Source organism: Agrobacterium sp. MA01, assembly GCF_009650195.1.
In the GTDB taxonomy this organism is placed as follows: domain Bacteria; phylum Pseudomonadota; class Alphaproteobacteria; order Rhizobiales; family Rhizobiaceae; genus Allorhizobium.
This window is the reverse complement of record NZ_CP045854.1, coordinates 2437823-2461516: the sequence shown is the minus strand read 5'-3', so window position 1 is coordinate 2461516 and position 23694 is coordinate 2437823. Positions and strand designations below refer to the sequence as shown.

Here is a 23694-nt window from a genome sequence, read left to right as displayed (position 1 = left end):
CGAGGGCGCGCGAAGTCGCGCGTTTTCGGCCCTGATGACAATTTGCGTGCAGGTGCCGAGCAATAGACGCATCGCAGGGAGAGGTCAATTCCGGAGTTGTTTCCGGGACGGATTTCTCCCAAGCCGTTTCAAGGGTTTGCTCAATTCGTTTGCGCCGCAGCAAATGTCTGGCTATGAGAACCACTCAACAAACACGGAAAAGCCACAATCGCCAAGAGCGAAGCGGCCGCTCCCCGGAGAAGAAAATGATACGCGACACGCTCGCCAACTCGCTGAAAGAAGCCCTGAAGGCCAAGGATGTCCGTCGGACGTCGACCGTGCGTCTGATCCAGACCGCGATCAAGGACCGGGACATTGCGCATCGCGGTGCCGGCAAGGATCCGGTCAGCGACGACGAGATCATGCAGATCCTGATGAAGATGATCAAGCAGCGGGACGAATCCGCCAAGATCTATGCCGACAATGACCGCCCGGAACTGGCTGCCCAGGAGCGCGAGGAAATCGTCATCATCAAGTCCTTCATGCCCGAGCAGCTCTCGGAAGAGAAGGTGCGTGAACTCTGCGCTGCGGTGATCAACGAAACCGGCGCGCAAGGCTTGCGCGACATGGGCAAGTGCATCAATGCGCTGAAGGAACGTTATGCCGGCCAGATGGATTTCGGCAAGGCCTCGGGCGTGGTCAAGGACCTCCTGAAGTAACTGCCTGGCATCATTCACGTATGTTCGACGCCGCCTCCGGGCGGCGTCTTGCGTTTCAGGGTTTCGAGCGCTTCTGCTCGTCGACGAAGTGGCGCAGGACCGCGTTGATACGGGTCTGGTAGCCTTTGCCGGTCTCCTGGAAGAAATCGATGATGTCAGGGTCGAGGCGGATCGAAATCGCCTTCTTTCTGTCGGGGATGACCATCTTGGCCTTGGACCAGTCGATGTCCATGTAGTCTTGCCAGTCGGGATCGTCGCGCATGGCGCGTTCGATGTCCTCGTCGGTCATCGCATCGACGCGCGCCCAGTCGGTCTGGCTTTTTTCACCCCGCGCCCGTTTTTCCAGAATCTCAGAGATGGTAGTGCGCGTGATATTCTCTTCGCTCATTTCTTCTCGCAACGCGGGCGGATATGATCCGACAGACGTTTCCTCTCATGGTGTAGACGGCGGTAATCAATCGGCCGCTTTCTGGGCAAGTCGCAAGAATCCGCAATTCACCGTTGGTCAGGGTCTGTGTTTCAAGGCGAGGTTCGGACAGTGCCAAGACAACGTCATCGAAGTCGATTCCATGCTTGTGGCGATTGCTGATCCGTTTAACCTCGTCCCACTCGAAGGCCCATTCTTCCTGCGGAATGTCGTCCAGGCTTCGCATGGCAGCGGCTCTCGTATCCGTCGGCTACAAGTGTATATACAAACGTCATGATGTTCAACCTCTGTGAATAACGGGCACTCCGCGCGAAAGCCTTGGCGCTCTGGCCAGTGGGTGCCTATATGGAGGATCAGCTTCCCAAGGACACCGATGCGTTTTTCCAGCGACTTCCTCGACGAGATCCGTGACCGCGTGCCGATTTCGGCCGTGGTGGGCCGCCGCGTGACCTGGGATCGCAAGAAGACCAATGTGTCGCGGCAGGACTACTGGGCGTGCTGCCCCTTCCATGGCGAGAAGAGCCCAAGCTTTCACTGCGAAGATCGCAAGGGCCGCTATCATTGCTTCGGCTGCGGCGTGTCCGGCGATCACTTCCGTTTCCTGACAGATCTTGAAGGACTGAGCTTCGTTGAGGCGGTGCAGCAGGTGGCCGATATGGCCGGGATTGCGATGCCGCAGCCCGATCCGCAAGCAGAGCGGCGCGAGCGGGAACGCACGACGCTGCAGGACGTCATGGAGATGGCGACGCAGTTCTTCCAGGACCAGTTGCAGACGGCGAGCGGCGCGCGGGCACGCGCCTATCTGCGTGAGCGCGGCCTCTCTGGGCGGACCATCGAGACCTTCAGGCTCGGCTATGCGCCGGAAAGCCGCAATGCGCTGAAAGAGTATCTGGCCTCCAAGGGGGTGCCGAAGGAGCAGATCGAGGCCTGCGGGCTCGTCGTGCATGGCCCTGATATCCCGGTCTCCTATGATCGCTTCCGCGATCGCATCATGTTCCCGATCCTGTCGTCACGTGACAAGGTCATCGCTTTCGGCGGGCGTGCCATGGCGGCCGATGCCATGGCGAAGTATCTCAATTCCAACGAGACGGAGCTCTTTCACAAGGGCAATGTTCTCTACAATTTTTCCCGCGCTCGCCGGGCGATGCAGGGGGCTGACGGCGCAGATACCCTGATTGCGGTCGAAGGGTACATGGACGTGATCGCGCTCTACCAGGCCGGGATCGAGAACGCTGTCGCGCCGCTCGGCACGGCGCTGACCGAAAACCAGTTGCAACTGATGTGGAAGACGACGCCGGTGCCGGTCCTCTGCTTCGATGGTGACGGCGCGGGCCAGCGGGCAGCGTTCCGGGCGGTGGATCTGGCTCTGCCACACATCAAGCCGGGGCAGTCGCTCCGCTTTGCCATGCTTCCCGACGGCAAGGATCCGGATGATCTCGTCAAGCGAGATGGGCGCCAGCCGTTCGACCGTGTGCTGACCGAGGCCCGTCCGCTCGCCGAAATGGTCTGGATGCGCGAAACCCAGGCCGGTGGCTTCGATACGCCGGAAAAGCGCGCCGAACTTGAAGCGAAGCTCAAGCAGATCGTCAACGTCATTGCCGACGAAAACGTCCGTCGCCACTATCAGCAGGATGTGCGTGACCGCCTCTATGGCTTCTTCCAGGGCAGTCAGCCCGGCCGCGGAGAGCGTGGCAATTTCCAGGGCGGCAGCCGCGGGCAGGGGCAGGGTGCCCGAAATGGCGGCGGGCGTCCTCCGGGGCCCGTTGCCTCAAGCCGTGGCACGATTTCGGACCGGCTGGCGCGATCAGGCCTCGTGCGCGGCGCGCTCGATCAGCCGACGCTCAGGGAAAGCGTGCTTGCGCTGACCATCGTCAATCATCCGCAGCTTCTCGAGGGCGAGTATGATGAGGTTGCCGCGATCGATTACGAGCATGCGGGATTACAGAAACTGTGGTCGTCGCTGCTGACGGCTGTGGCGGAAGCAGGCCCTGCGCTCAGCCGCGATATCCTGATCCAGAAGCTTGAGGCCCATGGTCACGGCACGCTGCTGCGTAATCTCGACCAGCAGATCCGCAATGCGCGGCTCTGGATCGCCACGGAAATTGCTGCGTCCGAGGATGCCCGTGAGGGCTATCGCCAGGCGCTCGCGCTTTACAAGCGGGCAAGGGCCTTGAAACGTCAGCGCATGGAGTTGGAGCGGGAGATTGCGGAAGCGACCGAAACTGACGATGGCGCGCGCATCGAGCAGGTGATCAGCGCCTTGCATGAGGTGCAGCTCGAAGTGACGCGCATGGAAAACCAGGAAGCCATCATCGATGGCTTTGGCGTGATGTCTGGACGCGTCAAGGGGCCGGCGACCGGACACGCCTGATGTAATCGTTTGCATAAACCTGTTGCACGGCGGCGGCAAATGGGGGATTCAGGTCCTGTTCCATTGTTACCGGAAACAAGAGTGGCGCAGCACGAGTTCGATTTCATAGCCCGCAACGGGCGCAAGCTCCGCTCGTTCTGGCGCCTGCCGAATGCCGTCTGGTGGGTGGCAAGGATCGGAACCGCCGGTTATCCGCCGCGTATTCGCCGCAGGCTCGCCGTCACCAACATCATCGCCGCGATGGTCAGCCTGATGACCATTCCCTATGTGCTGCTCTACGTGGCCTATGACTGGTATGGCCTGCTGCCGGCGATCATCGCCTTTTCTCCGCAGGTGATCTTCTACGCGCTGACCCCCTATTTTCACCGCTACGGACCGATTTCTGGGGCGCTTTACCTGTGCACGATCTGGCTGATCTTCGGGATCGGCTACTGCATGTTCTTCGGCCGGGACTCGGGGTTGCATTTCTATTTCCTGCCCGGGGCGGCGGCATCCATGCTCGTTTTCGGGGCAGAGCGGCTATTGCTTTCCGCCTTTGTCACCATTGTCGGACTGGCTGCCTTCCTTGCGACCGAAATCCTCTTCGTGGCGCCGCTCGACTTCATCCGGGTCGAGCCGATTTTTCTGAATACGCTCTACTACCTGACGGTACCCTTTGCCTTCCTGCTGATCTTTACCACCTCCTTCTTTGCCTTCAAGGAAGCCGCCCAGGCGGAGATGGCGCTGGAATCAGAACACGAATTCTCGGAGAGGCTGCTGCAGAATATTCTGCCGCAGGCAGTGGCCAGCCGGCTTCGCGATCACCGGACGCAGGTCGTGGCCGACCAGATCCCGTCTGCCACCATCCTGTTTGCCGATATCGTCGATTTCACGCCGAGGGCGGCACGCTGGCAGCCGCAACAGGTCATTGCCTTCCTAGGGCGTGTCTTCTCGCAATTCGATGCGATTGCCAACGCGCATGGCCTGGAGAAAATCAAGACGATTGGCGATGCCTACATGGTGGCCGGCGGCCTTCCCGAACCGAAGCCGGATCACGAGACAGCCGTCGCCCTGATGGCGCTCGATATCATCGCCTGCTGCCGCAAGATTTCGGAACAGGTGGGCGAGGTGGTGGAGGTTCGCATCGGCCTTGATGCGGGGCCGGTGGTGGCCGGCGTGATCGGGACTAACAAGCTTCTCTACGATGTCTGGGGCGATACGGTGAATACGGCGGCGCATATGGAATCCCATGGCGTTGCCGGTCGTATCCAGGTTGCCGACTGCCTGAAGCAGCGCCTGGAGAGCCGTTTCGATTTCGAGCTGCGTGGTGAGATCGATGTCAAGGGCAAGGGGTTGATGCGGGTCTGGTTCCTGACGGGTGTCAAGAGTGAGTCTCTCACCGCGACATGACTCGGCTCTTGCGGGTTTTGCCTCTTGTTTCTCGGGCGTGACGTCCTACATCTGCGAAGATCGGTGATAAAGACGCCGTTGAACGGCTTGTTTTGTTGATTTTCCCTGTCGAGCCGCCGGAAAGGCTTGACGTCAGGAAAAATTGTGGGAATCACCAATCCAAGCACACAAGGGTGAAGTGGGTTCGGACGGATCTCTGGTATGGTGACCGGTCATGCAGACAAACGAGTTTTCGGCGCTGCGACCGCAATGCCCATAGTTAAGCAGGAATTAAGCAACACTCCGTTAGGTCAGTGACAGCTATCCGCCCGGGTGAGTGGTTCGTCTCCCATTCCTCCGGCGGCAAGCCGCATGATCAGACGTCAGGGAAAGCGACAAGATAAATGGCATCGAAAGTCAAAGAAAACGAAGAAGCCGACAGCGAACGCGACGGCGCGCCGGACGGTCCGCTTCTCGATCTTTCCGATGACGCGGTCAAAAAGATGATCAAGGCCGCGAAAAAACGCGGCTATGTGACCATGGACGAGTTGAACTCGGTTCTGCCGTCGGAGGAAGTGACCTCCGAGCAGATCGAGGACACCATGGCCATGCTTTCCGACATGGGCATCAACGTCATCGAAGATGAAGACGTCGATGAAGCCCAGAGTGGGGAAGACGACGCCGAGGAAGAAGGCGAGAGCGAAGGCGGCGAACTGGCCCCGACGGCTGGCACTGCTGTGGCGACCGCCAAGAAGAAAGAGCCGACCGACCGTACCGACGATCCGGTGCGCATGTATCTGCGCGAGATGGGCTCCGTCGAGCTTCTGTCGCGCGAAGGCGAAATCGCGATTGCCAAGCGCATCGAGGCCGGCCGCGAGACGATGATCTCCGGCCTTTGTGAGAGCCCGCTGACCTTTCAGGCGCTGATCATCTGGCGCGACGAACTCAACGAAGGCACGACGCTTCTGCGCGAGATCATCGATCTCGAAACCACCTATTCCGGTCCGGAAGCCAAGGCGGCACCGCAGTTCCAGAGCCCGGAAAAGATCGAGGCCGACCGCAAGGCAGCCGAAGAGAAGGAAAAGGAGCGCGCCAAGCGCCGTCCGCAGGCCGCTTCCGGTGACGACGACGACATCACCGCCATCGGCGGCGAAGGCATGCCGCCGGAAGAAGAGGAAGAGGACGAGGACGAATCGAACCTGTCGCTGGCCGCGATGGAATCGGAACTGCGTCCGCAGGTCATGGAGACCCTCGACCTAATCGCCGACACCTACAAGAAGCTGCGCAAGCTGCAGGACCAGCAGGTGGAGGCGCGTCTTGCCTGTGCCGGCACGCTGTCATCAGGCCAGGAGCGCCGCTACAAGGAGCTGAAGGATCAGCTGGTCACGGCGGTCAAGTCGCTGTCGCTCAACCAGAACCGAATCGACAGCCTCGTCGAGCAGCTCTACGACATCTCCAAGCGCCTGATGCAGAACGAGGGCCGTCTGCTGCGTCTTGCTGAAAGCTATGGCGTCAAGCGTGACTCGTTCCTCGAACAGTATCAGGGTGCTGAACTCGACCCGAACTGGATGAAGTCGATCGCCAATCTTTCGGCGCGTGGCTGGAAGGATTTTGCGCGCGAGGAAAACCAGACGATCCGCGATATCCGTGGCGAAATCCAGAACCTTGCCACCGAAACCGGTATCTCGATCGCCGAGTTCCGCCGCATCGTGTCGATGGTCCAGAAGGGCGAGCGTGAAGCACGTATCGCCAAGAAGGAAATGGTCGAGGCGAACCTGCGTCTCGTCATTTCGATCGCCAAGAAGTACACGAACCGCGGCCTGCAGTTCCTCGACCTCATTCAGGAAGGCAATATCGGCCTGATGAAGGCGGTCGACAAGTTCGAGTATCGCCGCGGCTACAAGTTCTCGACCTATGCGACCTGGTGGATTCGTCAGGCGATCACCCGCTCGATCGCCGACCAGGCCCGCACGATCCGTATTCCGGTGCACATGATCGAGACGATCAATAAGATCGTTCGCACATCGCGCCAGATGCTGCACGAAATCGGTCGCGAGCCGACGCCGGAAGAACTGGCCGAAAAGCTCGCAATGCCGCTCGAAAAGGTCCGCAAGGTCCTGAAGATCGCCAAGGAGCCGATCTCGCTCGAAACCCCCGTGGGTGACGAAGAGGATTCGCATCTCGGCGACTTCATCGAGGACAAGAACGCGCTTCTGCCGATCGACGCCGCCATCCAGGCGAACCTGCGCGAAACAACAACCCGCGTTCTCGCCTCGCTGACGCCGCGTGAAGAACGCGTGCTCCGCATGCGCTTCGGCATCGGCATGAACACCGACCACACGCTCGAAGAAGTCGGCCAGCAGTTCTCGGTCACCCGCGAACGTATCCGTCAGATCGAGGCAAAGGCGCTCCGTAAGCTGAAGCATCCGAGCCGGTCGAGGAAGCTTCGGAGTTTCCTGGACAGCTGATCCAGACATGGGTGTTTGACATCAGGACCCGTCGGAGCGATCCGGCGGGTTTTTTGTTTTTGTCAGATCGCAATGATCGGATGGGCAATCGTGCTGCAAGCTGTAGCCATAACCTTGTCGAGCGTGGCCACCGTGAGGCCATGGCTGACAGCGATGGCAATGTGGAGGCTGTCGCCGGCTCGCAGGCCCAATTCGGTCCGATCGCAGAGCCTGGCGGCGGCATGGTAGTCGGATGATGACACTGGCAACATGACCAGCGAGCGGGTGACGAGTTGATTGAATGCGGCGAGAGCTTGTGCCTTCTGCGTCATGTCGATTTGCCCTGTGCGCAGTTTAAGAGACAGGGCTTACGAGAATTCAGTCATGGTCCAAACGCTTATATGGAGTGAGCCCGATTCCTGATCCCGTAGCCACGCATATACACGGTCCGCTGCTGGCTCGTTCGTTAGAAGCGCGACTAAAACAGAAGTGTCGACATAGGCCATCAATAGCGGTCTTCGTCGTGCAGACGGCGGATGCCGCTATCGGCTGTCTGCGGCATCTGCCTGATCACACTGTCGAGCCAGACGACATCGATCGCTTCGCGAGCCTGATCGGCAGGCACGAGTCGGGCAACCGCCTTCCCATGACGCTCGATCTCGATCGTCTCGCCCTGTTCGGCTTTTGCGATGAGATCGCTCAGACGCTCTTTAGCGGTCGCAATGCTTACGGTTGTCATGCGGGCCGCTCCCAAACACGGATTACTGGAACTATCTTCATCATAATCCTATCTGCAGCCGGAGAAAAGAATTCGTGCCGCTAAGTTCTGCACGGGGATTGGATTAAACCTCTCTTTTTGCCGCAATCGTCGCTATGGATCGGATCATGACGGATACCAAGACGACAGGTTGGCGGCGCTTCGGGGGAGGGCTGACCCTTTCTCTGCTGCTGCACGGGCTTGCAGTGGCCGTTTTCCTGTTGAGTTTCGATAGTCCTGTCGAGCTTTCGCCTGAAGAACAGGCGGTCGAGGTGACGCTGGTTGCGCCCCCGACTGAACCGGAGCCGGAGCCTGCACCAGAGCCAGAGCCCGAGCCCGAGCCCGAGGCGGCGGAGCCTCCGCCCGAGGAAACGGCTGAGGCCCAGCCGCTGCCGGCCGAGCCGGAGCCACCAACACCGGAACCAGAACCGGAAGTCGAACCCGAACCGCAGCCGGACCCCGTCGAGCAACCACCCGTGCCCGAACCGGAACTGCCCGACGCAGCGTCTGCGCCCATTCCCGTGCTTCGGCCGGTGGTGCGCTTTGGTGAAAGAGACAGCGGACCGGAAATTGCCCGGGGCACCGAAGCCGAGGACGAGGCCGCCGAAGAGGCGCAGGCTGAGGAACAGGCGGATGAAGTTGCCGATGCCGCGCCGACGCTGGCGCAGCCCGAGCTCACGCTGCCGGAAGCTCCGCCACTCGATGGGGCCCTGCCGGAGGCCGCGGCGGAGACGGTTACAGGGGAAGGCGAAGCCGAAGCCAGCACTCAGGACGAAGCGACCGACCCTGCCGTGGTCGCGGCAATCTCCGAGGCGCAGCTTGAGCCGCGGGATGTAGCCGAACTTTTTTCCTCGGCGATTTCAGGGGATCGGGCGGCGATGACGGCCATGGCCGGGCTGACGCGTCAGGAGCGCGGGGATCAGCTGTGCGGGACCGAACTCAGTCAGCAGCTTCGCAACGGCACACCTGCCTATGTGCCCTATTTCCTGCCGATCCTGCGCCTGCGGGAGGGCAATGTGGTCGACGTGCCGCTCGCGGCCTTCCGCGATGTCAACGGGTCCTGGATCAACATTGCCGTGCGCTGCGAGGTTGACGACGACGCGACCGAGGTCGTGCGCTTCTCGCTGTCGGTGGGCAAGGCTGTTCCGCGCGCGGAATGGGCGGAGCGCGGCTTTCCGGACAGCTGAGGGCGGAGCGTTTAGCCGAGCGCCTTGCGGATGACCGCCATGAACACGCGCGCGCCGATGGCGGTCAGGTCATCCGGATAGTCATAGTCGGGATTGTGCAGGGCAGGGTGGTTCTCGCCGGCGCCGAGGAAGAACATCGCCGAGGGGCAGACGGCGCGCAGACGGCCGAAATCTTCTGACGCCCGCATCGGCAGGTTGCCTTCATCTGAGCGGATCCCCTCCGCCTGCAGTGCCGCTTCCAGATGCGCTACGGCTTCCGGAGCATTCTCGCAGTGGAAGAAGATGTCGTGATAGCTGATGCCGTGCTGGAGCCCGGCGGTCTGTGAAGCCTCGGCGACCAGATGTTCGGCCTTGGCGCAGAGATCCGCCATTCGTTCGTCGACCAGGGTTCTCAGTGTGACCCAGATCTCGGCATCGCCCGGCGCAATCCCGAAGGCCTGTTCGCCAAGTGATGCGTGGGTGACTGTTGCCAGCGTGAAGTCCGTCGATGGCGGTGCTCCATGCGAGAGTGCTGTGAGCTCCGGCATCAGACGGGACATGGCCGCCATCGGCGAGATGCCGGTTTCCGGCTGGGAGGCGTGAGCGGTCTTGCCGGATAGCTTGATCTTCATGCCGCGTGAGGCGCAGTTCACCGGACCGCTCTTCAGCGCCACGGTGCCGAAGGCAAGGCCCGGCATGTTGTGAAGCGAATAGGCGAAATCAGGCCGGATTTCCTCAAAACGCGGATCTGCGAGCACGGCAGCGGCCCCGCTTCCGTCTTCTTCTGCCGGCTGCCAGAGCAGTACCACGCGTCCCTTGCCGACGGGTTGCCGGGACAGGCCCCGCGCCAGCGCCAGAAGGATGGTCGAGTGACCGTCATGGCCGCAGAGATGGCCCTTACCTGGAGTGGTTGAACGATGATGGGCTGCGGATTTCTCCTCGATCGGCAAGGCATCGAGTTCGGCGCGGATGAGAAGCGTGGGGCCCGTCAGTCCGCTGTCGAAGACGGCCGCAACGCCGTGACCGCCGAGATCCGTGACGATCCGGGAGGGTGCGAGTGGCTGCAATGCTTCAACCACGCGGCGGGCGGTCTCCCGTTCTTCGCCTGACACTTCCGGATGGCGGTGCAGCTCGTGCCGAAAAGCCTGAAGCTCGATCACATCGCGGTTGGTCAGAAACATCGGTCCCTCCTCATGACACTGCGCGTCCGGTCTATACCATCGCGGGCCGTCGCCCAAGTCGAAGCGGGCACAAGGTTACAGGATCAGCTTGAGCGCGATGGCTGCCATGACAAAGGCGATCAAACCGTCGAGAACACGCCAGGCGACGGGCCTCGCGAACAAGGGGGCAAGCAGGCGCGCGCCATAACCCAGGCTGAAGAAGAAGGTGAAGGAAGCGGTCATCGCGCCGAGCGCAAAGGCGGTCTCCTGTCCGGCGTAGCGGGTCGAGATCGAGCCCAGAAGCACGACCGTATCGAGATAGACATGCGGATTGAGCCAGGTGAAGGCGAGGCAGGTGAGAAAGGCTGCCTTCATGCTCATCGCAGGTGTCTCTCCCGCCCTGAGGCTCGCACCCCCGGCCCAGGCGGAATGGGCGCTGCGCAGCGCATAGACGATCAGGAAGGCGGCCCCGCCATAGCGCATCACCGGTTCCAGCCAGTCGAGGCGCGACAGAACCGTTGCAAAACCCGCGACACCCAGCGCGATCAGGATCGCATCGGAGATTGCGCAGGTGAGGACGAGCGGCAGCACATGCTCCCGCCGCAGACCCTGACGCAAGATGAAGGCGTTCTGCGCGCCGATCGCGACAATGAGGCTGAGACCGAGCAGGAACCCGGCGGTGGCGGCAGTGAACATGGCGAACTCCCGTTGGCGATGCCGCTTTGACTAGTCGCCTCCGGCAAATTAGAGAAGCTAATAAGTCTAATGCAGGATAAGGGTTTCTGATGTTTGATCCGTCCCAGCTTGCCGCTCTGTCTGCCGTTCTTCGGGCGGGCAGTTTCGAGCGTGCCGCCCAGATGCTGCATGTGACCCAATCGGCAATTTCCCAGCGTCTGCGGCAGCTCGAGGAACAGGTTGGCACATCGCTCGTCATTCGCTCGCAGCCATGCCGGGCGACAGAGGCCGGCGAACGCCTGTTTCGCCATGCCGAAGAGGTGCGTCTCCTGGAACAGGGAGTGGGCCGCGATCTCGGGCTTTCTACTCGCACAGGCGGCGACGCCGCCGGCTTCCCAACGCTGCGGCTTGCCGTCAATGCCGATAGCCTTGCGACCTGGTTCGTGGCAGCCATGCAGGATATCGAGGGCGTCTTGTTCGATCTCGTCATCGACGATCAGGATCACAGTGCCGACTGGTTGAAGCGCGGCGAGGTGCGGGCTGCGATCAGCGGCTCGGCCAAACCGGTCCAGGGATGCGATTGCCGACCGCTCGGAACGCTGCGCTATCTGGCGACCGCAAGCCCTCGGTTCATGGCGCAATGGTTCGAGGGTGACAGCGTGACCTCGGCCAGCCTCGGCCGGGCTCCCGTCATCACCTTCAACTCCAAGGACCGGCTCCAGGTCCGCTGGGCGGAGGAGGCGCTGGGTGTCGCAACAACTGGTCCCTCGCATTGGCTGCCCTCCAGCCACGCGTTTGTCGATGCGGCCATTGCCGGCCTCGGCTGGGGCATGAACCCCGAACTGCTTGCCGGCGCCGCTCTTGCCGACGGACGTTTACGTGAAGTTGTGCCGGGAAAGCCGCTTGACGTGCCGCTCTACTGGCACGTCAGCCGCTCCGTGGCCGGGGCGATGAAACCGGTCACCGAAGCCGTGATCCGCGCGTCCGCCCGTGTCTTGCGCCCAATCCGGTGACGCCGGGCCGCCCGGGGCGGCATCTTGCTTCCCGCGCTGACAGGCCTATTTTGTCTGAGAAGAAGGAGAGGCCCATGTCCCTGAAAGAACAGACACTTGCCGTCATCGATGCCCTCAATCGGCATGACTTCGATCGGCTTCTCTCGATGTTCGAGGAAGAGGCGGTGCTCGATCTGCCGGATGGCATCCGGGTGATCGGCCATGCATCCTTCCGGGACACGCTGGCGGCTTATGTTCTGCGCCATGGCATCACGCTGTCGGATCATGTGGTGATGGTGGATGCCGCGGGCTTTCGCGTTGCGGTGGAATGTACGCTGAACGGCTCGGACCGCCGCGACGCCGACGGCGGGGTGGACGGCGACGAGGGCCCCTATGCCCTGCCAGCCGTCCTCGTGCTTGAGCGCGAGAGCGATCTGTTCCTGCGGCTCAGCCTCTATGCGGGAACGCGCCCTTAAGCGAGGCTCTCTTCAGCCGGTGCCGAGATAGGCTTCCAAGACCGTCACGATCATCGCATGGTCCTCTTCCGACTTCAGACCGGAAACGGTGATTGCGGCGACGACGCCGGTGCCTTCCACCCGGACTGGAAAGCTGCCGCCGTGATCGGCATAGTCCATGGGATCCAGGCCGATGTCTGCTGACACGCTGCGGCCACGGGCGCGATTGAGCTCGCCGACCCGAAGCGATGCCTTGTGCATGCGCAGCGTCACATTGCTCTTGCGGCGAGCCCAATGATCATTGTCGGGCGAGGCGCCAGGCAGGGCGGCGTGAAACAGCGTGCGGTCGGGCGTTCGGATGTCGATGACCACCGGCGCCTTCTGCGACAGGGCCAAGTCTACGATGCGCTGGCCGACATCGAGCGCCACCCTTTCATCGAAGCTCTTGAAAACGAGCAGGCTTTCCTGTCTCTCGATGGTTTCGATCAGGCTCATCTCGGTGCTCCTCCGTTTGTCGGCGCGAGACTATAGAGGGTGGTCCGGATAGGCTAGGGGCCGACGTCGGTTCTCCCCGCCGAAGCACGAAAGGATGGGCATGACCATACAGAGACTGATGATCGCCACGCGCGGGCAGGGACTTTACGAGTTCACCGAGGCGGTGCATTCGTTCCTTGCTGCCAGCGGCCTGGAAGAGGGCGTCATGACCGTCTTCGTGCGTCACACCTCCTGTTCGCTGCTGATCCAGGAGAATGCCGATCCCTCGGTGCAGGTGGACCTCAAGGCCTTTTTCCGCCGCCTCGTGCCACCGACGACGCATCCGTCGATGGACTACATCACTCATCGCGACGAAGGGCCGGATGATATGCCGGCGCACATCAAGGCTGCGCTTCTGCCGGTGTCGCTCTCCATCCCGTATTGCGACGGGCGCCTGCTGCTCGGGACATGGCAGGGTATCTATCTCTTCGAACACCGCGACAACCCGCATCGGCGTGAGGTCGTCTTGCATGTCTGAGACGTCGGAGTGGCTCTGCCCCGCAAGGTGAACAGTCGCTGAATGACGGATTCGGACTGCATTCAGCCAGCCGAATCTATTCTCTCTTCAATCGCTCGAAACGGCGGGATGGAAACCAAGGCGCCGGGATGCGCCAGTCCTAGGAGAGAGAAAATGATCGGCATGCTTCGGAAAATCGGTCTCGCAGCCATCGTCTCGGTCATGGCGACCACGGGCCTTGCCAGCACGGCTTCGGCCGACAGCTTCGGCTGGGGCGTCTATATCGAAGGTCCACGCCATGGCGGCCCCGGCTGGGATCGCCCGGGGCACCGCCCGGATTGGGATCGGCCCGGTTGGGATCGGCCCCGTCGCGGTGAATGCCGTCCGCATCAGGCCGTGGAAAAGGCGCGCTGGAACGGTCTGCGCCGGGCCTTCATCGCCGATGTCACGCCGCGGCGCGTGGTGGTCGCCGGTGTCCGTCACGGTGGTCGCGACCGGATGGTCTTCGCCAATGTCCGCGGCTGCCCGGTCATTCGCCACTGACGCCATGGCTGCGGAGCCGATCGGCTTTCGCCCGAACGCTTGAGCCTTGATCGCCCGCTGCCCGGGCCATGCAACAAGGGGCCAGACAAGACCCCGGCTGCATGGCCCGACTTTTTCATATCGGTTGATCCCGATGCCTTGAAGACGCCCGAATCGATTGCCATATCAGCATCAACCCGCTGGTCCGGGCCCCTCTGGCAAGAGCCTCCGGCGCTCTTGCGATGTCGGACCTTTTTCGACACCGCTGCCGGTCCAAGGACCAATCCATGAGACACCACCACTCCATCCTGATTTCACCGGGTCGTTTCCCGGCACATGACGCCGCTCATCCGCGCCCGGGCATGCCGAAGCCGCGCATTGCTCTGCCGAGCCCTCTTGCTCAGTCGTCGGCAAGGTCGGAGACCGCCCGATGATCGGCGAATGGATTGCAGCGCTTTTTGCCGCCTTCGTCATCGATCCTGTCGAGGCAGATATTCGCCAGAGGCTCGAGGAGATGCAGGCGCCCGTGCAGGTCGTCGCCCAGGTGGGTGACTGTCTTCGCACCACCGGTCCCATGCTTGTCGACCGCGCGAGCGGGGACCTGTGGTGGGCTGCCACGACGGCGATATCGGTGACAACCGGCCTTACAAGCCCGGCGGAATTGCTCGATGCCGACAACCCGGCTTGCGCGCCCATTGCCGGCTATCTCATCTCCGCGGACGCGGAAGCCTGATTCATGACCGAGGAGGAAAATCGATCCATGCCGCTCACCATTGTTAAAGCCGCCGCCCAATCCGCTCACCCGCATGAAGAGGACGGGCTTGGCAGCATCCGTGCCCGGCGCAATCTGCTCGCCGGGTACTGGGCGGGCTCGCTGATCGGCTTTACCGGCGACGACCTCGGGCGCTACGCCCGGGATCTGCACGCCGTCGATCATGTCGTGGCAGGTGACAGCGACGTGATCGCGCGGCTGTCGCGGGATCTGGCGACCGCCGGACACCAGACCAGCAAGGCCGATATCGAGGCGGCGCTGCGCCGCTTTCATGCCCAGGCACTGAAGGACACCGGCTGCACCGAATAGCAGCCGGCACTCTTCTTACACTGATCCTCCGATCTTGCGTTGTGTCCGGCGCAAGACGCGCTACACTCCCCTTGTCACCATAGACGGGCTTTGGGAGGAGCAAATCAATGAGACGCATGTGGCCGGAGGAGTTCAGTTCGTTGCTCGACGGTGCGGAGGAGGTCACGCTGACCAGTCCCGCCCGAACCCGTGAGGACGGCTCGCACAGCGAAGCGATCCGTCGTCAGGCCCTCAAGGTGCGCCTGACGCAGGCCGACTTCGAGCGCATCTGGCCACTTGCGGAAGCGCGCTATCGCCTGCAGGGCCAATATGCCGGCAAGGCGATCACACTCATCGTCAACAATCCCCACTACAGCCAGTGGCATCCCGCAGACGGCGGTGAAGTCGATAGCGTCTCCGACAGTGGTCGCAGCTATTCGACGCGTCATTTCATCGTGCATTTCCTGCTCGACGATGTGCGGGAGACGGCAGACGCCTGAGGACGTCCCTGGCTGATGGGAGATTTGGTGGGCCCGGGGGGCCTGCCGAATCTAGATGATTTCAACCTGTTATGTTTGCATGGGCAAATTCCAGGTGTGAGGAAAATCAGTGGCTTAATCGAGTATGGCGGCTGATCTGAAGCCCATCCGATCAGAAGTGGATTACGACGCAGCTCTTGCCGAGATCGAAACCTTGTGGGGAGCAAAAGCTGGCACTGCAGAAGGAGCCGGTTGGATATTCTGGCGACCCTCATCGACGCCTACGAAGCAAAGATTTATCCCATGGATCCCCCCGATCCGGTGGAAGCAATCCGTTTTCTGATGGAGCAGCAAGGTTTGACCCGCAAGGATCTCGAACCGATGATTGGACCGCGTAACCGTGTAGCAGATGTCCTGAACCGCAAGCGAAGCCTGTCCATCGACATGATCCGCAAACTTCACGCTCGATTGGGTATATCTGCAGAAGTCCTGATCAAGCCGAGTAGGTGGCAAGGTCGCCTGAGCGGGTTCCGTTTCGCCAACGGTTTCTTCTCGGCGTGAACGAACACATAAGTCCCACTGATTGACGTGTAGGAAGCCGGGAAGGGCCCATGTGATAATGGGGGTCGCCCTTGCCGTTCAGGACAGTTGCACGAAATGCCCCTCGCTGACTTCGCGGTACTCGCGGCGGGGCGGTGTGTAGCCGGTTGGCCGAACCGGGCTTTTCAATTCATCGATGGCCGCGCTGCGTCTCAGGCCACGGCGCTCGGGATCGGGAACCGGCACGGCTGCCAACAGCTTTTTTGTGTAGTCATGCTGCGGGTTGTCGAAGATCGCGGCGCGGGGGCCGATCTCGACGATCTCGCCTAAATACATGACGGAAACCCGGTGGCTGATCCGCTCGACCACAGCCATGTCATGGCTAATGAACAGGAAGGCGAGATTGAATTCTTCCTGCAGGTCCATCAGCAAGTTGCACACCTGCGCCTTGATCGAGACATCAAGCGCCGACACGCTTTCGTCGGCCACGATGACTTTCGGATTAAGCGATAGAGCGCGGGCGATCGCGATGCGCTGGCGCGTGCCGCATCCGACCTCGGCTATGGCGTGACTGTCGTCCATGATGCCATCGCAACCCGTGATCTGGAGCTTGGCGGCGGGACGGTCTCCGCAGCCGACGTCCATGCGTCTTTCATGGCGGCGCTTGCATTTGCCTATACGAATGTCGTGAGCGCGGATGAGTATCTCAACAGCTGAAACATGAACAAGGCCGGGGAGTTCCCCGGCCTTGTGGTATTCTGCGATCCGTTGCGGATGACGACATTTGGTATGAGATGGCCTGCGGGCTCTCAATAGCCCAGAGCAATCCCATCCTTGCGGGGTTCAGATGCGCCCAACAGGGTGCCATTCTCCCAATCGATCCGCACGACCTGCGCGCCGCCGATCGGATCTTCAGCCGGCACGATCTCGAAGCCACGGCGGGTCAGCTCGGCCTTGGTCTCCGAGGGAACGGTATGCTCGGCCTCGACGCGCGGGACCTTGCCGCCAACCGGGATCAGGCGCGGCAGGTCGATCGCATCCTGCATGTCCATGTCGTAGTCGACCACCTTCGAGATCAGATGGGCATGGCCCATGGCCTGGTAGTAGCCGCCCATGACGCCGAAGGACATTTCCGTGCGGCCGTCGCGTGTCACCATGCCGGGAATGATGGTGTGCAGCGGACGCTTTTCCGGCGCGATCATGTTGGGATGACCGCGCTTCAGCGAAAAACTCTGGCCGCGATTGTGGAGGATGACGCCCGAGCCCGGCGCGACGAGGCCGGTGCCGAAGCTGTCGAAGATCGAATTGATGAAGCTGACCGCATTGCGGTCTTCGTCGACGATCGAAATGTAGACGGTGTCGCGATGCAGCGGCATCTCGAAATCAGGCAGTTCGGTCAGTGCCCGGGTCAGGTCTATCTTTTCGGCTAGTCCACGCGCGAAGTCGGCCGAAAGGAGTTCATCGATTGGCACATTTGCCTTGGCCGGATCGGCGATCCAGGCGTCGCGCGCGGCATAGGCGAGGCGGGTAGCCTCGATTTCCAGATGCAGCCGGTCGGGTGACTGGGGGGCGAGCGAATTGTCGAAGCAGGAAAGGATATTGAGGATCAGCAGCGCGATGATGCCCTGGCCGTTCGGCGGGCATTCGTGCACGGTGTAGCCGCGGAAGTCGGTGGTCACCGGGGTCACGTATTCGCCCTTGGCTGTCGCGAAGTCCTCCAGAGTGTGCAGGCCGCCATGGGCGTTGAGATGCGCCACCATGTCTTCGGCGACGGATCCCTTGTAGAAGCCGTCGCGGCCTTCGGCGGCAATCTTGCGGAGCGTTGCGGCAAGCTTCGGCTGGCGGTGCGTTTCTCCGATGCGCGGTGCGCGGCCGCCGGGTAAGAAGATCTCGGCTGCTGCCTTGTCTGCGGCGAGAAGCTTCTCTTCTTTCTTCCAGTCGCGATGGACGCGCGGCGAAATGGCATAGCCCTCTTCGGCATAGCGAATGGCGGGTGCAAGAACCTCGGCGAAGGATAAGCGCCCGTGGTCGGCATGCAGTCGGGTCCAGGCGTCAATGGCGCCGGGGATGGTGACGGCGGATGGGGACTGGCGCGGGACTTCGGTCAAGCCGCGCTCTTCGAACCAGTCGATCGTCAGCGCTTTCGGCGTGCGGCCGGAGCCGTTGTAGGCGATGACCTCTGCGCCGCCTTTCGGAGCGTACAACGCAAAACAATCGCCACCGATGCCGGTTGAGCCCGGTTCGACCACGCATTGCACGGCGCAGGCAGCAATCGCTGCATCCATGGCATTGCCACCGGCCTGCAGAATGCTGATGGCCGTTAATGTGGCATAGGGGTGGGAGGTCGCGGCCATGGCCTTGGCCGAGACGGCCACCGATCGCGTCGGTTTCTCGAAATTGCGCATCCTTGTCAGTCTCCTCGTATTCTCTTGTGCCACGACTTCAGCCGCGGGATCTGTATGGTGTCATGCGGATCTCCAGGAAGGCTAGTGCCCGGACGATCAGGAAGTTGATGAAAAGATAGATGGCGCCAGCCGCAATGAACACTTCGATTGCACGGTAGCTCTGTGAAATGAGCCCCTGGGCAATGCCGGTCACCTCCATCAACGTGATGATCGAGGCAAGCGAGGTGCCCTTCACCATCAGGATGATTTCATTGCCATAGGCCGGTATCGCCTGACGCAGCGCGATTGGCAGGATCACGAGACGCAGGGTCAGAAGGCGTGACATGCCGAGCGCCTGGGCTGCTTCGCCGAGGCCACGCGGGACGTTCTTGATGGCGCCGCGCAGGATCTCGCTGCCATAGGCGGCCGTGTTCAGCGTGAGGGCGAGGATCGCACACCAGTAGGGTTCGCGAAACAGCCCCCACAGCCCGATCGCCTGCAGCGAGGGGCGGAACTGGCCAAGCCCGTAATAGATCAGGAAGATCTGGACGAGCAGGGGTGTGCCGCGAAAGACGGCGACGAAGGTTCTGATGGGCCAGACGACGAACCGGTGTTCACCCTGCTGGGCAAGCGCCAGCAACAGAGCCAGCGCGAAGCCGAGCAGGATCGCGGTGCCGGCAAGCTGCAGGGTCAGAGGCATGCCAGAAAGAAGCTTCGGGATGATCTCAAGGAAAAAGCCGATGTCGATCATCGATGCATGATCCCCCGGGAAGCGCGGGTCTCGGCGGCGCGGAAGACCTGGCCGGTGATGCCGGCGATGGCGAAGTAGAGGCCGGCGGCGGCGAGATAGAACAGGAAGGGTTCACGCGTCGAGCCGGCGCCGATCTGTGCCTGACGCATCAGTTCGACGAGACCGATGACGGAGATCAGGGCGGAATCCTTGAGCACCAGCTGCCAGACATTGCTGAGGCCCGGGATCGCGTGGCGCAAGAGTTGTGGGATGATGATAAGGCGCAGCATCTGCAGGCGCGACAGGGCCAAGGCTTTCGCGGCGTCGAACTGTCCGCGTTCGACAGCCTGATAGGCGCCGCGATAGACCTCGGCCTGGTAGGCGCCGGAGATGATGCCGATCGCGATGACGCCTGTTGCAAGCGAGGGCAGACCGACGAAGCCGTCGGAACCGAAGCTCTTGGCGATCGCGGTGAGGGCAACGCTGCCGCCATAGTAAAACAGGTAGATCGTCAGCAGATCCGGAATGCCACGAAAGACGGTACCATAGGCTGCGGCAAGGGATCTCGGGATACGTTTCGCCGATAGAGCGCCGCTGGCGCCAAGCGCGCCAAAGACGGCTCCAAGCATAAAGCCCAGCACCGACAGCAGCAGGGTCATGGCGGCTGCGCCGAGAAGTGCCGCACCCCAGCCACCTTCGGCGAAACCGAGCAGATGCAGTTTTTCAAGCATGCGGGCGAACCCCTTTATGTCACTCCTGCGGCCGGAATTGCGAGAACTCCGGCTGCAGTCGGTCCGCCTTGGTTACTTGACCGGGGTGACGTCGGTGCCGACCCATTTCTCGGAGATACGCTTGATCGTCCCATCCGCGATGGCGGAGTCGATCGCCGCATTCAGCATGTCCTTCAACTTGGTGTCTTCCTTGCGCAAACCAGCGCCGGTGCCGAGGCCGAAAACGCCGCCGACGAAGCCCGGGCCAGCGATCGTGTAGTCGCCAAATTCCGGCTTGGCGAGCGTGGCGGCCAGTGCCGTCTGCTGGGCAAAGAGCGCGTCGATGCGGCCCGCAGCAAGGTCAAGATCGTGCTGTTCGGTGGTCTTGTATTCGCGGATCTCGACGATGTCGCCGAAGTACTTCTTAACGAAGTCGAGGTTGGTGGTGGCAGCCTGCACACCGACGATCTTGCCCTGAAGCAGCGGCTTCAGCGTGTCGATGGCCGCGATCGACGCTGCTTCATCCTCCAGCTTGAACTTTTCGGTGGAGACGCCGAGCTTGCCAAGATCGCTGTCCTTGGCGACCGCAAAGCCTGAGGGATCGACGGCGTAAGGCTGGGTGAAGTCGATGGTTTCCAGGCGCTTTGGCGTGATGAACATGCTCGCCATGATGACATCGAACTTGCCGACGGTGAGCGAGGGGATGAGGCCGTCCCAATCCTGGGCAACGATCTCGCAAGTGACCTTCATGCGGGCGCAGAGATCGTTTGCCAGTTCGACTTCGAGGCCGTCGAGCTTGCCGTCCGCCGTGGTGAAGTTCCAGGGCGCATAGGCGCCTTCGGTCGCGATCTTGATCGGTTTCTGCGCATCCTGGGCCAGAACCGGCTGGGCGAGTGCAAGTGTAGTCAAGACAGCCGTAAGCGCTGCCATGCGATGGATCGTCATGACTTTTCCTCTTCGTTAATGTGCCGTGGATAACGGCGGTTCCCCGTCCGCGCCGGATGTTCCCCCGGCTACGGACATATCTTCAGGCTGGGCTCAAGGCCGCCCGGGACTGGCGTAATCGGCAAGCATGGATGCCGTTTCGATGATGTGTTCTTGCATGACCGCCTCGGCATGGCGGGCATCACCAGACCGCAGCGCGTCAATCAGCCTCTGGTGCTCCTCACGGGCCGAGAGCGGCTTGTCGACATAGTCGAACCAGATGCGCATGTAGGGCTCGATCGCCACATGCAGCGCGGTAATCTGTCGGATCAACTTCGGGCGACCACTCAGATTATAGATGAGCGCGTGGAATTCCTGATGGCGCAGGACCCAGTCGCTGCTGCCCGACTGTCCGGCGCGTTCCATGCGCTCCAGCAGCCGATCCAGTTCCTCGAATGTCTCCGAATTCATGCGCGGTGTCGCGAGACGAACGGCAAGGCCCTCAAGCACGGAGCGAATTTCGAAGGTTTCATGGATTTCGTCGAGCGTCAGTCCGGCGACGATGCAACCGCGATTGGGGCGCAGCGTCACCAAACCATCAGCCGCAAGCCGCCGAAAGGCCTCGCGAACCGGCATGCGACTCATGCCGATCTCAGCTGCGATCTCTTCAGGGATCAGTCGCTCGCCCGGCTTGTAGCGACCGACACGCAGGGCGCGTTGCAGGTGGAGATAGGCCTCCTGCTCGGCCGTCGAGGCAAGATGCGCCGTGGCGGCGGTCGAAATCGGCATGTTTGGCTCACTGGATTTTTGTATCCACTTATCCAAACATCGTGATTGAGAGCCGTCAAGCGCTTTTTGATCAAAAGCTGACGAGGGGCTTAGCGGGCGGGGTGAAGGCCGTTTGCCACCCTTTCCCGGACGAGGCGGGTGAAGGCCGCGATCGTGTTGCGATCTGCGGCGGGAGATGCCACGAGGATGAATTCGACATCCTCGATCGTCGGCAGGGCGGAAGGAGGCAGTTCCCGCAGCCCTGATGGAGCGAGGTTGCGCGGCTGGACAAGGACGCCCATTCCGGCTCGCGCTGCAGCGGTTAGGCCGCTCAGGCTCTGGCAGGAACAGACGATCCGCCAGGGTTGCCCGGCGCGTTCCAGCGCCTCCATCAGGAGTGTTCTGGTGAGGCTCGGTGGTGGAAAGACGATCAGCGGCAGGATGGGTTTCGCCAGAACCGCGTCTGGATCTGCGGCGAGCCAGACGAGCGGTTCGCGCAGGATCGCCTCGCCCCGGCGATTGCCCAGGCGACGCTTGGCAAAGACTAGATCAAGGTCGCCCTTGTCCTGCATGTCCGCGAGATCCTTGGAGAGCGCCACCGTAAGGTGGAGCTCAACGGCGGGATAATCGGCAATGAAGTCCTGCAGGAGTGCCGGAAGCTGGCCGGAGACCAGATCTTCGGAGATGCCGAGCCGCAACCGACCGCGAGGCTGGGCAGCCTCGAAGAGGGACGCCGTCTGCCGTTCGAGCGATAGAAGTTGACGGGCATGCGGAAGAAGGGCTTCGCCGTCGACCGTCAGGCGCACGCCGTGGGTGTCGCGGTCAAGCAGGCGCCGGCCGAGCACCTCTTCGAGGCGCTGCAGGTGCTGGCTGACGGTCGATTGTCGCAAACCGAGTTTCTGGCTGGCAAGGGTGAAGCTGCCACGCTGGGCGATGGACACGAAACTGCGCAAGTGAACGAGATCGAGCATATCACGTTTTCCGATGACTGTTATTTCTTGCATCGAATTTGACGATAACTAGTCTCAAGACTCTGTCTAGCTGGATGCCTCAGATGAAACGCTTTCTTCCCGATACCTTTACCCTGCTGCTTATCGCCATGGTCGTGCTTGCGACTTTACTGCCGATTTCCGGCAAGCCTGCGGAATGGTTTGGGCTAGCGACCAATTTGGCGATTGCGCTGCTTTTCTTCCTGCATGGCGCACGCCTTTCGACCGATGTGGTCGTGGCGGGCTTCCTGCACTGGCGGCTCCAGAGCTTCATTCTCGCGGTCACCTTCGTGGTCTTTCCGCTGCTCGGTCTCTTGATGGGGTTCCTATCGCCATGGTTGATCCCGCCGGCGCTCTATCTTGGCCTTCTCTATGTCTGCGTTTTGCCATCGACAGTGCAATCCTCCATCGCCTTCACATCGATCGCCGGAGGCAATGTGCCGGCCGCGATCTGTGCTGCTTCTGCGTCGAACATTCTAGGCATGTTCCTGACGCCGGCGCTTGTTGCGGTACTCTTTTCAGCGGGAGGTCATGTCGGGGTGTCGCTGGACATGATCTGGAAGATCATGCTGCAACTGTTTCTACCCTTCGTCCTTGGCCAGTTGTTGCAGCCCTTCATCGGCAACTGGATCCGGGCGCGCAAGTCCCTGCTTGCGCCCGTCGATCGCGGTTCGATCCTGATGGTCGTCTATCTCGCCTTCTCCAATGCCGTAATCGAGGGCATCTGGACTGAATTCTCCACCGCGGACCTGGCCTTGGTGATCGGTCTCGATGTCGCCCTGCTTCTCGCGGTGCTGTTGATTACGGCGTTCGGATCGAAACTGTTCGGCTTCAGCCGGGAGGACCGGATCACCGCGATCTTCTGTGGCTCGAAGAAAAGTCTGGCAAGTGGTGTGCCGATGGCCGGCGTCATCTTCGCCGGCCAGTCGGTTGGCGCAATCGTGCTGCCGCTGATGCTCTTTCACCAGATCCAGTTGATGCTCTGTGCGTGGCTGGCGCGGCGGTTCATCCTTGCCGCGCCGGAGCCGGTGCTCACGTCCTCTCAGCAGGCGCCCGGAAAATAGGTTCTGCAGCCGGTCGG

At 61.6% G+C, this 23694-nt stretch carries 26 protein-coding genes and 3 pseudogenes; 15 read left to right on the top strand and 14 right to left on the bottom strand.

Annotated elements, in window-relative coordinates; genetic code table 11:
* Positions 1–245 precede the first annotated feature (245 nt).
* Complete coding sequence (locus tag GH983_RS11960; protein ID WP_054151565.1) at positions 246–698, top strand: GatB/YqeY domain-containing protein; 453 nt, start codon at positions 246–248, stop codon at positions 696–698.
* 55 nt (positions 699–753) lie between these two features.
* Here GH983_RS11960 and GH983_RS11955 read toward each other — a convergent pair whose 3' ends face one another.
* On the bottom strand, positions 754–1086 hold the full coding sequence (locus GH983_RS11955) for a BrnA antitoxin family protein (protein ID WP_153762485.1): 333 nt from the start codon (positions 1084–1086) through the stop codon (positions 754–756).
* A complete protein-coding gene (locus GH983_RS11950; protein ID WP_153762484.1) occupies positions 1049–1351 on the bottom strand; it encodes a BrnT family toxin in 303 nt (100 codons plus the stop codon). The genes GH983_RS11955 and GH983_RS11950 overlap by 38 nt, the downstream gene beginning before the upstream one ends.
* A 147-nt stretch (positions 1352–1498) precedes the next feature.
* On the opposite strand from GH983_RS11950, the gene dnaG reads away from it, so the two are divergent.
* The 3 genes from dnaG to rpoD all read left to right on the top strand — a co-directional run bounded on the left by dnaG (position 1499) and on the right by rpoD (position 7332).
* Complete coding sequence (dnaG, locus tag GH983_RS11945; protein WP_054151567.1) at positions 1499–3496, top strand: DNA primase; 1998 nt, start codon at positions 1499–1501, stop codon at positions 3494–3496.
* Positions 3497–3577: 81 nt separating this feature from the next.
* Positions 3578–4885, top strand: coding sequence for an adenylate/guanylate cyclase domain-containing protein (locus tag GH983_RS11940; protein WP_054151568.1), 1308 nt, complete (start codon positions 3578–3580; stop codon positions 4883–4885).
* A gap of 383 nt (positions 4886–5268) precedes the next feature.
* Complete coding sequence (rpoD, locus tag GH983_RS11935) at positions 5269–7332, top strand: RNA polymerase sigma factor RpoD (RefSeq protein WP_054151569.1); 2064 nt, start codon at positions 5269–5271, stop codon at positions 7330–7332.
* Positions 7333–7394: 62 nt separating this feature from the next.
* Here the strand turns inward: rpoD and GH983_RS11930 are convergent.
* Together GH983_RS11930 and GH983_RS11925 are read right to left on the bottom strand one after the other, a co-directional pair.
* Positions 7395–7817: pseudogene (locus tag GH983_RS11930) on the bottom strand (type II toxin-antitoxin system VapC family toxin).
* Complete coding sequence (locus tag GH983_RS11925; protein WP_153762483.1) at positions 7817–8050, bottom strand: type II toxin-antitoxin system Phd/YefM family antitoxin; 234 nt, start codon at positions 8048–8050, stop codon at positions 7817–7819. The pseudogene GH983_RS11930 and the gene GH983_RS11925 overlap by 1 nt, the downstream one beginning before the upstream one ends.
* A 146-nt stretch (positions 8051–8196) precedes the next feature.
* Here GH983_RS11925 and GH983_RS11920 point away from each other — a divergent pair, with 146 nt between their 5' ends.
* Positions 8197–9255: a DUF930 domain-containing protein gene (locus GH983_RS11920; RefSeq protein ID WP_153762482.1), complete on the top strand. Its 1059-nt coding sequence runs from the start codon at positions 8197–8199 to the stop codon at positions 9253–9255.
* Between the two features lie 11 nt (positions 9256–9266).
* On the opposite strand, the gene GH983_RS11915 is transcribed toward GH983_RS11920, so the two are convergent.
* Together GH983_RS11915 and GH983_RS11910 are read right to left on the bottom strand one after the other, a co-directional pair.
* Positions 9267–10415: an amidohydrolase gene (locus GH983_RS11915; RefSeq protein WP_153762481.1), complete on the bottom strand. Its 1149-nt coding sequence runs from the start codon at positions 10413–10415 to the stop codon at positions 9267–9269.
* A gap of 75 nt (positions 10416–10490) precedes the next feature.
* Complete coding sequence (locus tag GH983_RS11910; RefSeq protein ID WP_069043749.1) at positions 10491–11090, bottom strand: LysE/ArgO family amino acid transporter; 600 nt, start codon at positions 11088–11090, stop codon at positions 10491–10493.
* A gap of 89 nt (positions 11091–11179) precedes the next feature.
* Here GH983_RS11910 and GH983_RS11905 point away from each other — a divergent pair, with 89 nt between their 5' ends.
* Complete coding sequence (locus GH983_RS11905; protein WP_194842712.1) at positions 11180–12082, top strand: LysR family transcriptional regulator ArgP; 903 nt, start codon at positions 11180–11182, stop codon at positions 12080–12082.
* Between the two features lie 74 nt (positions 12083–12156).
* On the top strand, positions 12157–12537 hold the full coding sequence (locus GH983_RS11900) for a nuclear transport factor 2 family protein (protein WP_069043751.1): 381 nt from the start codon (positions 12157–12159) through the stop codon (positions 12535–12537).
* Between the two features lie 12 nt (positions 12538–12549).
* Here GH983_RS11900 and GH983_RS11895 read toward each other — a convergent pair whose 3' ends face one another.
* Complete coding sequence (locus tag GH983_RS11895) at positions 12550–13011, bottom strand: heme-degrading domain-containing protein (protein ID WP_153762479.1); 462 nt, start codon at positions 13009–13011, stop codon at positions 12550–12552.
* 100 nt (positions 13012–13111) lie between these two features.
* On the opposite strand from GH983_RS11895, the gene GH983_RS11890 reads away from it, so the two are divergent.
* The 6 genes and pseudogenes from GH983_RS11890 (at position 13112) to GH983_RS11865 (ending at position 16129) form a co-directional block, all read left to right on the top strand.
* Positions 13112–13528, top strand: coding sequence for a secondary thiamine-phosphate synthase enzyme YjbQ (locus GH983_RS11890; protein WP_371418341.1), 417 nt, complete (start codon positions 13112–13114; stop codon positions 13526–13528).
* Positions 13529–13681: 153 nt separating this feature from the next.
* On the top strand, positions 13682–14050 hold the full coding sequence (locus tag GH983_RS11885; RefSeq protein WP_069043754.1) for a hypothetical protein: 369 nt from the start codon (positions 13682–13684) through the stop codon (positions 14048–14050).
* Positions 14051–14459: 409 nt separating this feature from the next.
* Positions 14460–14762, top strand: coding sequence for a hypothetical protein (locus tag GH983_RS11880; protein WP_054151579.1), 303 nt, complete (start codon positions 14460–14462; stop codon positions 14760–14762).
* Positions 14763–14765: 3 nt separating this feature from the next.
* Complete coding sequence (locus GH983_RS11875; protein ID WP_236759293.1) at positions 14766–15110, top strand: ATPase inhibitor subunit zeta; 345 nt, start codon at positions 14766–14768, stop codon at positions 15108–15110.
* 116 nt (positions 15111–15226) lie between these two features.
* Positions 15227–15589 carry a hypothetical protein gene (locus GH983_RS11870; protein ID WP_054151580.1) on the top strand — a complete coding sequence of 121 codons (363 nt, stop codon included), beginning with the start codon at positions 15227–15229 and terminating at the stop codon, positions 15587–15589.
* Between the two features lie 124 nt (positions 15590–15713).
* A pseudogene (locus tag GH983_RS11865) lies at positions 15714–16129 on the top strand (type II toxin-antitoxin system HigA family antitoxin).
* 78 nt (positions 16130–16207) lie between these two features.
* Here GH983_RS11865 and GH983_RS11860 read toward each other — a convergent pair.
* Positions 16208–16666, bottom strand: a pseudogene (locus tag GH983_RS11860) (glutathione ABC transporter ATP-binding protein GsiA); the annotation flags it as partial.
* A 9-nt stretch (positions 16667–16675) separates the two neighbouring features.
* On the opposite strand from GH983_RS11860, the gene GH983_RS11855 reads away from it, so the two are divergent.
* Positions 16676–16825, top strand: coding sequence for a hypothetical protein (locus tag GH983_RS11855; protein WP_156323034.1), 150 nt, complete (start codon positions 16676–16678; stop codon positions 16823–16825).
* 92 nt (positions 16826–16917) lie between these two features.
* Here the strand turns inward: GH983_RS11855 and ggt are convergent, their stop codons facing one another.
* The 6 genes from ggt to GH983_RS11825 all read right to left on the bottom strand — a co-directional run bounded on the left by ggt (position 16918) and on the right by GH983_RS11825 (position 22595).
* Complete coding sequence (gene ggt, locus GH983_RS11850; protein WP_153762477.1) at positions 16918–18513, bottom strand: gamma-glutamyltransferase; 1596 nt, start codon at positions 18511–18513, stop codon at positions 16918–16920.
* A gap of 37 nt (positions 18514–18550) precedes the next feature.
* A complete protein-coding gene (locus tag GH983_RS11845) occupies positions 18551–19243 on the bottom strand; it encodes an ABC transporter permease (protein WP_153762476.1) in 693 nt (230 codons plus the stop codon).
* Positions 19240–19953 (bottom strand): ABC transporter permease, encoded by a 714-nt coding sequence (locus tag GH983_RS11840; RefSeq protein WP_153762475.1) that lies wholly within the window; start codon positions 19951–19953, stop codon positions 19240–19242. The genes GH983_RS11845 and GH983_RS11840 overlap by 4 nt, the downstream gene beginning before the upstream one ends.
* Positions 19954–20025: 72 nt before the next feature.
* Positions 20026–20877, bottom strand: coding sequence for a transporter substrate-binding domain-containing protein (locus GH983_RS11835; RefSeq protein WP_153762474.1), 852 nt, complete (start codon positions 20875–20877; stop codon positions 20026–20028).
* A 93-nt stretch (positions 20878–20970) separates the two neighbouring features.
* The gene (locus tag GH983_RS11830; protein WP_153762473.1) at positions 20971–21645 is read right to left on the bottom strand and encodes a GntR family transcriptional regulator; all 675 of its coding nucleotides are present in this window, start codon (positions 21643–21645) and stop codon (positions 20971–20973) included.
* Positions 21646–21734: 89 nt separating this feature from the next.
* Entirely contained in the window at positions 21735–22595 is an 861-nt protein-coding gene (locus GH983_RS11825) for a LysR family transcriptional regulator (protein ID WP_153762472.1), read from the bottom strand.
* Positions 22596–22678: 83 nt separating this feature from the next.
* Here GH983_RS11825 and GH983_RS11820 point away from each other — a divergent pair, with 83 nt between their 5' ends.
* Positions 22679–23677, top strand: a complete 999-nt coding sequence (locus GH983_RS11820; protein ID WP_153762471.1) for a bile acid:sodium symporter family protein — start codon at positions 22679–22681, stop codon at positions 23675–23677.
* Positions 23678–23694 lie beyond the last annotated feature (17 nt).